Here is a 13,214-nt window from a genome sequence, read left to right as displayed (position 1 = left end):
ACCATAAAATGGCAGTTTTAAATAAAATCAGACAACGTTCTCTAGTCCTAATTTTAGTTATTGCAATGGCATTATTTGCCTTTGTGATTGGTGATGTTTTTAGAAATTCGGATGGATTTTCTGGAGGGTCTCAAGATATTATAGCAACGATTAATGGCGAGGATATTAAAAGAGAACCATTTATGTTTCAGGTTCAAAACATGCAACAACGTGTTGGTCCTAACACTTCCGAAACTCAAATTAAGAACAATATTTACAATCAAGAGTTAAATCGTATTGTTATGAATACTGAGTTCGAAAAGCTTGGTTTAACTGTTGAGGAAGACAAAATGCTTGAGCTTTTAGAGCGAAGTTTTGGTACATATCCAGAGTTTCAAAATCAAGACAGTATTTTTGATGTAAATAAACTTAGATCATTTATTGCAAATCTTAAAGATATACAACCGCAAGGTGCACCGTTGAGTAATTTTACAATTAACTATGCACAATGGACAAACAATGAGCAATCATTGGCTAACGGTGCTTTAACGCAACAATATTACAACCTAGTTACGGCTGGTGTGAATTCTACGATAACAGAAGCCGAAGCTGAATACTTAGCCGATAACGCTTCTGTTAATTTAAAATATGTTCAGATACCGTATACCTCTATAGCAGACAGTTTAGTTGAAGTAACTAAGTCTGATATCAAAGCTTACATGGAAAAGAATAGAGCTCAATATGAGGTTGATGAAACTAGAGAGATTTTGTTTGTGGAATTCCGTGAAGATGCATCTAAAGAAGATGAAGATGCACTTAAGGCGGAGTTACTTTCTCTTAAAAGTGATCGGTTAGAGTTTAATGATGTCACAAAAGGTACAGACACAATCTATGGTTTTGATAATACAAAAAACATCGAAGGATTTGTAAATAATAATTCGGACATAAAGTATGCTGACGCTTATCTAAGACCATCAGAGTTGGGTTCAGCTAAAGATAGTTTGTCTGTTACTGCTATCGGATCTTACTATGGCCCTTACAAAGATGGTGAGTATTACAAATATTCTAGAGTTTTAGATAAAGCTTCTAAAGCAGATTCTGTGAAGGTGCGCCATATCTTAATTCCTTATGTAGGCGCTACCAGAGTAGCTCCAGATGAAACACGAACGCCTGAGCAAGCAAAAGCAACAGCAGATAGTATTTACGCAGTTGTAAAGAACAACCGTTCTAAGTTTAAAGATTTATTAGACCTATCTTCTGATAAAGTAAGTAATGAGGCCGAAGGTGTTATAGAGTTTGCATACAACCAGAGCTTTGCTCCAGAGTTTAGAGCGTTTTCTTTTGATAATAAGAAAGGTGATATCGATGTTGTTGAAACTAGTTTTGGATATCACATTATTGAAATATTAGATCAAACATCATTTAGTAATACAGTTAAGCTTGCTACTATTGCTCGTAAGATTGAAGCATCAGAAAAAACGATTGATGACGTATTTAATGCAAAGCAAAAATTCGAAATTGCAGCTGAGTCGGGAGATTTTAATGAACTAGCTGAAGAAAGAGGTTTAACAGTCAGACCAGTAACGTTTAAAGAATTGGATGAGAATATTCCGAGTTTAGGTAGTCAAAGACAAATTGTGCGTTGGGCATATAATGCAGAAACAAATGTTGGTGATTATAAAAGTTTCAATGTAACAGGAGTAGGTTTTGTAGTTGTAAAATTAGTAGACGTTAATGAAGAAGGATTAATGTCGGTTGAAGATGCTACAACACCTGTATTGATAGAAGTACGTAAAGAGAAGAAGGCAGCAATGATTCGTGAGATGATCACAGCTTCTTCATTAAATGATATTGCAAATAATCAAGGTCAAACAGTTAAAACAGCGACTAGTGTAACACTTAAAAACACAACGTTATCTGGCGCAGGAATTGAGCCTAAAGTAGTTGGTACAGCTTTTGGTTTAGAAGAAGGTTCTGTTTCTAAACCTATTGATGGTGAAAAAGGTGTCTATGTAATCGAAGTAACAAAAATTAATGAAGTTACAATGCAAGACAATTATGCTGGTATCTTATCACGTTTAAATAGTGCGCGAAAAAGCACTATACAGAATCGAGTATATTCTGCTTTAGAAAATGCTGCAGATATTGAAGACAATAGAGCTAAAACAGTATATTAGTAACTATTCAAAATAAAATTAAAGAAAAGGCTTCGCATTTGTGAAGCCTTTTTTATGCTTTAATAATCTCAGAATATTTTAAAATGGTACTATATCCTTTCGATTTAAAATAATCTTCTGGGTTGCCTTTAGAAGTTACTAAAACAAAATCACCACCCCAAGCGCCTAAGCTTTTCACTTCACCATCAAAATCATTAAACAATCTATCCTTTACAGTATCTTGTTTAATTAGACTCGAAATTAAGGCTTCATGTTTTTTTATTAAGGTGTTAAACACTTCCAAGCTATTACTTTCAATAATAGCATTTGTTATTGTATTTACTTTTTTAATATAAGTTTCGAGGTCACCTTTAAAGGTTCTGTAGTTAGATATAGCATCTCTACTATTCTGTTTTTGATTGAGATATACAAAGTAGATGCAATCTTTAAAAATGGGGTCGAAATTACAACTTGAAACCATTGGTTTATTATCTGCTAGATTATAGACTATAGGTGTGTTATTTTGAGCACAAGCAATATCATAACCACTGCCGCCAAAAGTAAGTTTAAGTAGTTCATATGCATTAATATTAGACCAATTGGCCATATTATTAATTAGAGTTGAAGATGTGCCCAATCCCCATTTCCTATTAAAGTCTTGACGTGTAATTATATCAAAGCCATTCTGCGAATTAAAAAACGTTGGATTTAAGCTATGAATACTTTTAAAAATTTGAATCAAACGATTTGATACATCACTATCAGATATATATTCGGTGTGCAGCACTTTTTTGAAATCAAATTTATCTTGGAACCAAACGTCATGGTTTTCATCAAAACTCTGCCATGATATGCTTCCAGAATCATTAGGGTTAACCATAAGTTCTTGTCCAAATGTTGTCGGTAGTGCTAAAGCTTTTGCCCCATCAAGGACTAAATATTCACCAGTAATAAGAAGCTTGCCGTTACTTCTGTAGCTTCGACTCCGCTCAGCTACCAAGCCTCTTTTATTTATTTGGTTAGTACTAACTTGGTGACTGAGCGGAGTCGAAGTCATATATTTTGAATGACTTTCATTTTTACACTCAGAAAGTTTAGGTAAATCATCAAAATTTGCTTCAATCAAAGCTTCTTTTTTTGCTCGGCTCCAACCTTGTATTTGCTTTTCTCTATAAAAAGTATCATCTATTCGCTGGTGCTCCTCGAGATATACCAACTTAACAGGTAATCTTTTTTTAGTATGGTTAGCAGCTTTACCTTCTTGGTGTTCAGTTAATCGTTTTTCAATATCTGTTGTGCTACCAGTGTAGTAACTGCCATCAGCACATTCCAATATATAAACATAACCTTTTGGCATTATTTGCTTCTCAATTTAGTAATGGCTTCTACAACTGCGCTATGAGTAACGGTAGTTGTTTTAAAGTACTCTATGAGTTCTGATTTTTCAGTTTCATCAGCGTCGAACTGATTCAAAATATTCATTAAATGCATTTTCATATGTCCTTGCTGAATTCCAGTAGTAGTTAGTGATTTTACAGCGGCAAAGTTTTGTGCTAAACCAGCTACTGCTACAATTTTCATTAAATCTCTTGCTTTTGGGTTTTGTAATAATTGTAAAGCAAATTTCACTAATGGATGTAAACTTGTAAGTCCACCAACTGTACCTAGTGCTAAAGGAATTTCTATCCAAAAACAAAATTCGTCATTGTCAATACTGCAATGCGTTAAGCTTGAATAGTTACCTTCTTTAGAAGCATAAGCATGCACACCAGCCTCGACTGCTCTAAAATCATTACCTGTTGCTAAAACCACGGCATCAATACCATTCATAACACCTTTGTTATGAGTTACTGCGCGATGAGGTTCAATTTCAGCAATGGTTATTGCCTGTTTAAATTTTTTAGCAAAAATGTATGGTTCTGGTATATCCTTATCTTTTAAATCTTCGATCTTGCATCTTACTTCAGCTTTAACCAAGCATTCAGGAACATAGTTAGATAAGATGCTCATAATTACATCTATACCATCAACATCGTGGTTTTGTGCTTCGATTTTAAAGGTGTTAGCAAATTGCTCTAAGCATGAGTTTATAAAGTTGGCACCCATGGCATCCAAAGTCTCAAAAGTTGCATGCAGTTGATAGTAGTTTTCTAAATCACCAGTTTTATCTCTAAGTTCTATATCAAGTATGCCACCACCACGACGTTCCATATTTTTTGTAATGTCAGACGCATCAGCGATGAGTTTACTTTTTATAGCGTTAAAAAAACTATGTAGCACATTTTTGTCACCTGTATAAGTAAAATGTACTTGACCTATTTTTACTGTAGAAATAACTTCGGCTTTAAAACCACCACGATTTAACCAAAACTTTGCGGCTTTACTAGCGGCTGCAATCACCGAACTTTCTTCTATTGCCATTGGTATTGTATACAAATGGTCATTAATTAAAAAGTTTGGTGCAACACCAAGAGGTAAATAAAAGTTTGTTATGGTGTTTTCTATAAACTCATCATGCAGTTTTTGGAGCTTTTTGTCTGAATTCCAATATTGAGTTAGGATAGATTTAGCACATTCATCATTATAAAAGTAAGATTGTATCAACCAATCAATCTTTTCGGTTTTAGATAATTTTGAAAATCCAGAAATACTGTTCTGCATGATTATTTTTTTAATTAATTGCAAAGATACTAGGAATGGTACAATATGTGTGATATGATCCTCAATATTGCTGATTTACTGTTAATAATTCGGGTTTTTTGCATAATTTTTAGTAAACTTGGCATTGCTTTATTAAATAAGAAATAGTTAATGAAACTCACACACGTACTTACCCTTATTGGCTTTTTAATCACAGCCACAGTAACAGCTCAAAATAAAGAAATTAGTTTAAAAGATATTTGGAACGGCACCTTTAGAACTGAAGGCATGCAGTCTTTGTATTCTATGAAAGAAGGCAATAAGTTTTCTGTTCTAAATCACGATAGAAAAAACAAAGCACACACTATAGATGTGTTTGATTACGAAACACTAAATAAAGTGAGTACCGCTTTAGATTCAAGAGACTTAGCAGAATTAGATTATTTTATAGGTTATGAGTTTAGTGACGACGAGTCTAAAATTCTAGTTATGACCAAGTCAAAACCTGTTTTTAGACGTTCTACTCTTGGTGAATATTATGTGTATGATATGGCTACTAAATCAATCGAAAAGCTTTCTGAAAATTTAGTGCAAGAACCAACATTTTCACCAGATGCTACAAAGGTAGCTTATGGTTTTGAAAACAACCTTTATGTGAAGGATTTGGCTTCAGGAAAAACAAAGCAATTAACGTTTGATGGTGAGAAGAATAGCATTATAAACGGAATTACGGATTGGGTGTATGAGGAAGAATTTAGTTTTGTAAGAGCATTTGATTGGAATGCTGACAGCAATAAAATAGCCTTCATAAGATTTGACGAAACCAAAGTGCCAGAGTTTTCAATGGATGTATTTGGTACAGGACTTTACCAAACACAACAGGTTTTTAAATACCCTAAAGCTGGCGAGGCTAACTCTAATGTAACACTTCATTTATTTGATTTAACAACAGATAAATTATCAGAAATTAAAGTAGATAAAGCATATAAAGATTTCTATATCCCAAGAATTGAATGGACTAACAATGGAGATGTATTAAGCGCTCAGTATATGAATCGCCATCAGAACGAACTGGACTTATGGATGATAAACGCAAAAAGCAATACATCAAAATTAGTTTTAGCAGAAACTGATAAAGCTTACATTGATGTGACTTTCAACTTAACGTTCTTAAAGGATAACAGCTTTATTTGGACGAGTGAAAAAGATGGCTACAACCATATTTATCACTATTCTAAAGATGGTAAGTTAATTAACCAAGTTACAAATGGTGACTGGGAAGTCACCAACTATTATGGTTTCGATGAAGATTCAGGAACTATTTTTTACCAATCAGTAGAGAATAGCTCAATAAATAGAGATGTGTATTCTGTAAAATTAAATGGTACAAACAAAAAGCGTTTAACAAAGCGTGATGGTACTAATAATGCTTCATTTAGTTCGGATTTCTCTTTTTTCATTAACACACATTCTAGTGCCACATCACCATACGAGTACACGTTAAATAGTGCGCGAAATGGTAATTTGGTAAAAAGTATAAAGGATAATGATAAACTAGCTAATAAAGTTGCCGAATATAAGACTTCAAAAAAGGAATTCAGTACAATAAATATTAATGGTAATGATTTAAATATGTGGATGATAAAGCCTGCAGATTTTGATGCCAATAAGGAGTATCCGTTATTTATGTATCAATATTCGGGTCCGGGTTCGCAGTCTGTTGCTAATCGTTGGAATGGCGCAAATGATTACTGGTACCAACACTTAGCACAAGAAGGATACATTGTGGTTTGTGTAGATGGTAGAGGCACAGGTTACAAAGGAGCAGCATTTAAAAAAGTGACACAAAATGAATTAGGAAAATATGAAGTAGAAGACCAAATTGCTGCTGCTAAGGAATTAGGGAAATTACCATATATAGATGAAGAACGAATTGGAATTTGGGGTTGGAGTTATGGTGGTTTTATGAGTAGCAATGCCTTGTTTAAAGGTAATGATGTGTTTAAAATGGCCATTGCTGTTGCACCTGTTACTAGCTGGCGCTTTTACGATACAATTTATACGGAGCGTTACATGACAACGCCTCAAGAAAACCCAAGTGGTTATGACGAAAATTCGCCTATAAATCATGTAGATAAATTAAAAGGCGATTTTCTGTTAATTCATGGCTCTGGTGATGATAATGTACATTTGCAAAATACCATGCGTATGGTTGAAGCTTTGGTGCAAGCTAATAAGCAATTTGAATGGATGGTGTATCCCGACAAAAATCACGGTATTTACGGTGGGAATACAAGGTTGCACCTGTACAATAAAATGACGAAATTTATTCATGAAACCCTAGGTGATAAACGTGAAAATGCCAAAGAAGAAAAAGATGAAGAAAAGTCTAAAATAAAAGGATAACAAAACTAAATACTAACTAATAGAATTAATATATGGAATTTAAATTTGGAGGTTCAGAAACTAATCAAAGGACAGTCTTAGGTCACCCATCAGGACTATTTGTGTTATTTTTCACTGAAATGTGGGAGCGCTTTTCATACTATGGAATGCGTGCATTACTAGTTTTATTTTTAACAGCGGCAATCATAGGAGAAGGCGGCTGGGGCTGGGAACGTTCTGAAGCACTTCTACTTTACGGATGGTATACAGGATTGGTATACATTACCCCGATAATTGGAGGTTTTATAGCTGATAAAGTAATGGGCTATAGAAATGCTGTTGTTGTAGGTGCTTTATTAATGACTTTAGGTCACGCGTCTATGGCATTAGAAGTTACTGCTGATGCATTCTTTTATGCAGGTCTAGGTCTTTTGATTATTGGAAATGGATTATTTAAACCAAATATTTCGTCAATTGTTGGGCAATTATATAAATCTCAAGGTAAAGAGAAAGATGCTGGATACACCATTTTTTATATGGGAATCAACGCTGGAGCTTTCTTAGGAATTCTATTATGCGGATACATAGGTGAATCTGTTGGTTGGCATTATGGCTTTGGTCTGGCCGGAATTTTCATGTTCTTTGGAATGTTACAATTTTACTTTGCTCAGAAAATATTTGGAAACATTGGCTTATCTCCTAAAAAATCTGGAGATTTAGATGATATTATAGAGGATTCAATAGATAAAGTAGAAGATGATATTGAAGACGTAGTAAGCCAAGCTTCTAAATCTAAAATTACTGCTGATAGGTTAAAAGTTATAGGAGTATTTTCATTCTTTACGATTTTCTTCTGGTGGGCATTTGAGCAAGCAGGTGGTTCAATGACAATTTTTGCTGCCGATTATACAGATAGAATTCTAACAGGAGACGGTGCATTGACCTTCAAAGTATTCAATACTCTACTTACCGTTGTTCCAATGTTAATAATAACGTGGGTATTGCTTTTACTTTTTAAACAAACGTTTAGTAAGTATGCACTGTCTAATACTTTGTTGGGGACAAGTTTTGTGATTATTTGGGGTATAGTTATATGGATGCTATACAGAGAATTTAGTGCTGAAGTTGCTGAGGTTAAAGCATCATGGTTCGGAATACTAAACTCATTTTTTATTATTGCTTTTGCACCACTATTTTCAAAAATTTGGGAGAGCAAATACAATCCAACAGGTCCTATAAAATTTGCGATAGGCTTGATATTATTAGGGCTAGGTTTCGGAATTTTAGCTTATGGTTCTATGGGTATTCCATTGGGAGCAAAAACAGCATCAGTGAGTATGATTTTCCTAATTCTAGCATATTTATTCCATACCCTAGGAGAATTATGTGTATCACCAGTTGGTTTATCTTATGTAAGCAAATTAGCCCCATTAAAATTGGTTGGTATGATGTTTGGAATTTGGTTTGTGGCGAACTTCATAGCGAATCTAACAGCAGGTTGGACAGGAAGTTATATAGACCCAATTGTTGAAGAATATGGAATGACTACCTTCTTTTTAATATTTACGGCTATCCCTGTTGGCGCAGGAGTTATAATGATATTATTGAATAAGACATTAATTAGAATGATGCACGGTATTAAATAATAAATCAAAACGATATGTTAAACACCTCTTTATGAGGTGTTTTTATTTCGTAAGTTTGGTCCAATAATTGCAACTAAGAGCATATGATGAAGAAGATAATTTTAGCAGGTTTTATAGTGTTGTTTACAGTAAGCCTAACAGCGCAAGAAATTAATTGGGTGTCGTTTGAAGAGGCTGTTGCACTTCAGAAGAAAAACCCTAAAAAGATAATCATGGACGTATATACCAATTGGTGTGGTCCATGTAAATTACTAGACCGAAATACATTTCAAAATGCCGATGTAGCGGCATATATTAATGAAAATTTTTATGCCGTAAAATTCAATGCTGAAGGTAATAAACCGGTAACGTATAAAGAAACAAGCTTTACAAATCCAGGGTATGACGCATCTAAAGCAAACAGAAGAAACTCTCCTCATGAGTTTACGCGCTTTTTAAGAATTAGAGCGTATCCAACTATTGCCTTTTTTGATGAAGAGTTACAATTAATTACACCTATTACTGGCTATCAGTCACCAAATCAATTGGAGTTGTATTTAAAGTTGTTTTCTAGCGATGCTTATAAAAAGATGACAACGCAAGAAGCCTTTAATGACTACTATAAAAATTTTAAGCCGACCTTCAAACAAAGCAAATAAGGTCAATCTTTAATAATAAAAGCTCCCTTTTCATAAGTACTATGGAAAGGGATATTTTTTTCTTCACAAGTCAGCTTCCAACGATTTACATAAGATTTGTAATTACTAGCATCTGCAATAATTTGTTTTGGTTGTAAAGAGTCTATAAGCCTGTCCATGTTTAATTTTGGAGAATCTTTCAATAGAATATAATCGGGCTGTTTCAGTTTGGATTGATATATACCCAAACTATCAATAACTAAAATGATTTTATCATTAAACGAATACACTGAATTTAGACTTTTTGATTGTTTAGATTCAATAAAGTTGCCTACAGAATAGTTTATAATAGCCTTGTCTTTTTTTAGAGATAGAGAATCTAAATTATGATAAACATTAAAATGGTTGTTTGTCTTTTCACCTAAAATAGTAGCTCTACTCTTATTGAATACAACAAATTCATTACTACTTGAGGTGTATTTATCATAAACTAATGATAATGAAAATACCAATACACTCATTAAAACTAATTGCAGCGATTTAGCTGATTTATGATTCCAGTACCATAAGCCTGCAATAATTACTAGATAACTGCTTAAAACTTGTAATATTGAAAATGAAATATCTCTAAATAAAAAACTCTCAAACTGTGCTACCCAAGCCACAAAATTATTTAGGCTATCAATTAAAAATTCGTAGCTTTTCCCAAGAAAACTAGGAAGAATATTGAATAAAGCTAAAACAATAATTAATATTCCAAAACCAAGAATAGCTCCTAAAAAAGGGATGATTACTAGGTTTGAAATAAAAAATAATCCTGGGAATTGATGAAAATAAAACAAACTTATCGGAGCAACACCTATTTGTGCGGCGATAGTTACAGTTGCAATTTCCCATAATTTATTAGCAACTAAGTTTTTAGGATCCCAAAGTTTAACTAATCTTGGTTGAATGATAACAATAGCAAAAACTGCCAAATAGCTCATCTGAAAACCAACATCAAAAAGATAAATTGGTTTAAATAATAGCAGAATAAATGCAGAAATACTTAGCGTATTTATAATGTTAGTTGGGCGTTTAAGAAACTGAGCAGTAGTAATAATAGAGAACATGGTTACAGCTCGTGTAACCGATGGCGATAACCCAGCTACAAAAGCAAAACCCCACAGAAAGAGAAGTATTAGTATTGGCTTATAAATATGCTTACCATGTTTAATGCGATGTAACGGTTTAAGGATAAATACAAGTAGAATAAAAATTATTCCTACATGTAAACCAGATACCGCCAGTATATGTATTGAGCCAGCATTTACATAATTATTATAAGTTTCAACACTAATGTCTTGACGTTGTCCTAATATAAGCGCATTTATAATAGACAAGGTTTCAGTTTTAAAACCATTTTGTTTTAGTTTGGTATTGACCAAGGTTCTTATTTGGTCTGCATAACTAGAAATGTTTGTATTGGTATTTGAAAGTTTAAGAAGCTCAGTATGATTGGCAAAGAATTGATGATGAATATTACGCTGTTTTAAATACGCATTATAGTTAAACTGAAACGGGTTTTTAGGTTTTATAACTTCTGAAAGCTTTGAGATTACATAGTAACTATCACCAATTTGTAGCATAGAATTCAATGAGTCTAGCTTAAGATTCATTAGTAATTTTCCACTAGTAGAATGGTCGTTAAGGTCTTGTATCTCTACTATATATTTGTTGTTGTACTTGTCAGGTTTTAGCCTTTTTGCTATTGTAAAACTAAAACTTTGATAATCTAAAGTGTTAAAGTTGGAGTTAATGTAATGCGAAGTTCTATTGGTTTCATCATAGATATGTGATGACAAAATTCCTATCAAGATAAAAATAGCATAAGTTAAAATCCCGAACGTATATAGCGATTTCTTTCTTCGTTTTGAGTGGCTATAACTCAAGATTAGAAATAGGCTTATAACTCCTACTAATAAGAATAAAATTTCACGAGAAATATCAATAAAGTAACTAGCAATTATACCAGCAATTAAGCATATTGTAAGTTTTACAATTGTGAAATTAAACAGCTTCATTATCAAATCACTTCAATTATATATCACTTAAAAAACTAGAACTGAAATAAGTAATTATAGATATCTTCTAGCCTGTACATAGGCCAAATACCAATAGCGTTCTGAGACTTTAGATATCATGACGCCGCGACTTGTTGAGGCATGAATAAAATAAATCTCATCACCTAAAACATCCGTAACTATACCAACATGGTTTACTTTTCGGCTGTTTTTCCGAGTTGCGAAAAATACCAAATCTCCTGGTATAACCTTTTTAATATCAATCCAATCGCCTGTTTTCGATAACTCTGAAGTTGTTCTCGGCATAGAAATATCGTATTTACCAAAAGAGGTATATATTAATCCAGAGCAGTCCATACCTTTTTTACTAATGCCGCCGTATTTATACTTTACGCCTCTAAAGGTTTTAGCATAATCTATTATAGAAGCAGCTTGGTTAGAAACAGGTGGTTTTGAAACAGCTGTTTTATTAGACTTGGGCTTTGAGCGTTTAGATGCATTTTTTGAAGACCCGCAACTGCTCAAGGTTGCTATAATTAATAGTAGTAGGTATACTTTTTTCATTTAGTTTTTTATGGCTTCATAAATTAGTTTAGCAGTTTTTTCGCTAGCGCCTTTACCGCCAAGTTTTTGTTCTAATTCGTAATAATCTAAAAATAACTGTTCACGCTTTTCTGGACTAAGTATTTTAGTTAATTCCTGTTTTAAACGATGAGTGTTCAACTCATTCTGAATTAACTCTGTCACAACCTCACGGTCCATGATAAGATTAACTAGCGAGATGAATTTGAGGGTTATAATACGTTTGGCAATTTGGTAAGAAATAGCATTGGCTTTGTAACAAACTACCTGAGGTACTTTAAATAAAGCGGTTTCTAAAGTTGCTGTACCAGATGTCACTAAAGCAGCATGAGAGATGCTTAGTAAATCATAAGTTTTGTTATTTACAAACGCAATCGCTTTATCACCAATAATAGATTTGTAAAATTCATAATCCTGGCTTGGTGCACCAGCAATCACAAACTGGTAATCGGTAAAACTATCAGCAACGCTAAGCATGACATCAAGCATTTTTTTAATCTCTTGTTTTCTGCTTCCAGGTAGAAGTGCTATTATGGGTTTTTTACTAAGATTATGGGTGGTTCTAAAATCAGTTTCGTCAATTAAATTTCTGTCGGAAACAGCATCAATCAAGGGATGTCCTACAAACTCAACATCATAACCATATGTTTTGTAAAATGCTTTTTCAAACGGCAAAATGGTATACATAATATCAACATCGCGTTTAATCTTTTTTACACGATTGGCTCTTGATGCCCATACTTGAGGTGAAATATAATAATGCGTTTTAAAGCCTTGTTGCTTAGCCCATTTTGCAATTCTTAAATTAAAACCAGAATTGTCTATACATACAATCACATCAGGTTTAAAATTTTGAATATCTGTTTTACAGAATTTTATAAAACCCAATACGGTTTTAAGGTTCATAACCACTTCTGCAAAGCCCATAAAAGAACGCTCTTTATAGTGAGTGACTAATGTGCCGCCAACTGCTTTCATTAAATCACCACCCCAAAATCTTATGTCCGCAGCTTTATCTTCTTTATATAAAGCTTTCATAAGATTAGAGCCATGTAAATCTCCAGATGCTTCGCCAGATATAATATAGTATTTCACCTATTTAAATTTTGAAATGACTTTGTTTAAGGTAAATATATCTATTATAAT

The 13,214-nt window shown here is 33.3% G+C and carries 9 protein-coding genes; 4 read left to right on the top strand and 5 right to left on the bottom strand.

What is annotated here, in order from left to right; all coding sequences use genetic code 11:
* Positions 1-8 precede the first annotated feature (8 nt).
* Positions 9-2,156: a SurA N-terminal domain-containing protein gene (locus ED556_RS11795; RefSeq protein WP_296323976.1), complete on the top strand. Its 2,148-nt coding sequence runs from the start codon at positions 9-11 to the stop codon at positions 2,154-2,156.
* A gap of 52 nt (positions 2,157-2,208) precedes the next feature.
* Here the strand turns inward: ED556_RS11795 and ED556_RS11790 are convergent, their stop codons facing one another.
* Together ED556_RS11790 and ED556_RS11780 are read right to left on the bottom strand one after the other, a co-directional pair.
* The gene (locus ED556_RS11790; RefSeq protein WP_366663751.1) at positions 2,209-3,492 is read right to left on the bottom strand and encodes a GYDIA family GHMP kinase; all 1,284 of its coding nucleotides are present in this window, start codon (positions 3,490-3,492) and stop codon (positions 2,209-2,211) included.
* Positions 3,492-4,796, bottom strand: a complete 1,305-nt coding sequence (locus ED556_RS11780; protein ID WP_296323973.1) for a hydroxymethylglutaryl-CoA reductase, degradative — start codon at positions 4,794-4,796, stop codon at positions 3,492-3,494. Before ED556_RS11780 ends, ED556_RS11790 begins: the two co-directional genes overlap by 1 nt.
* 150 nt (positions 4,797-4,946) lie before the next feature.
* On the opposite strand from ED556_RS11780, the gene ED556_RS11775 reads away from it, so the two are divergent.
* The 3 genes from ED556_RS11775 (at position 4,947) to ED556_RS11765 (ending at position 9,444) form a co-directional block, all read left to right on the top strand.
* The gene (locus ED556_RS11775; protein WP_296323970.1) at positions 4,947-7,181 is read left to right on the top strand and encodes a S9 family peptidase; all 2,235 of its coding nucleotides are present in this window, start codon (positions 4,947-4,949) and stop codon (positions 7,179-7,181) included.
* Between the two features lie 32 nt (positions 7,182-7,213).
* The gene (locus ED556_RS11770; RefSeq protein ID WP_296323967.1) at positions 7,214-8,806 is read left to right on the top strand and encodes a peptide MFS transporter; all 1,593 of its coding nucleotides are present in this window, start codon (positions 7,214-7,216) and stop codon (positions 8,804-8,806) included.
* A gap of 83 nt (positions 8,807-8,889) precedes the next feature.
* Positions 8,890-9,444, top strand: a complete 555-nt coding sequence (locus ED556_RS11765) for a thioredoxin fold domain-containing protein (protein WP_296323964.1) — start codon at positions 8,890-8,892, stop codon at positions 9,442-9,444.
* 2 nt (positions 9,445-9,446) lie between these two features.
* On the opposite strand, the gene ED556_RS11760 is transcribed toward ED556_RS11765, so the two are convergent.
* The 3 genes from ED556_RS11760 to lpxB are packed head-to-tail and all read right to left on the bottom strand — an operon-like array spanning position 9,447 to position 13,163.
* A complete protein-coding gene (locus ED556_RS11760; protein WP_296323961.1) occupies positions 9,447-11,486 on the bottom strand; it encodes a ComEC/Rec2 family competence protein in 2,040 nt (679 codons plus the stop codon).
* A 54-nt stretch (positions 11,487-11,540) separates the two neighbouring features.
* Entirely contained in the window at positions 11,541-12,050 is a 510-nt protein-coding gene (locus tag ED556_RS11755) for an NlpC/P60 family protein (protein ID WP_296323958.1), read from the bottom strand.
* On the bottom strand, positions 12,051-13,163 hold the full coding sequence (lpxB, locus tag ED556_RS11750; RefSeq protein ID WP_296323955.1) for a lipid-A-disaccharide synthase: 1,113 nt from the start codon (positions 13,161-13,163) through the stop codon (positions 12,051-12,053).
* Positions 13,164-13,214 lie beyond the last annotated feature (51 nt).

This window comes from Winogradskyella sp. (assembly GCF_003712105.1).
Taxonomy (GTDB): domain Bacteria; phylum Bacteroidota; class Bacteroidia; order Flavobacteriales; family Flavobacteriaceae; genus Winogradskyella.
This window is presented reverse-complemented; position numbering and strand designations above follow the sequence as displayed.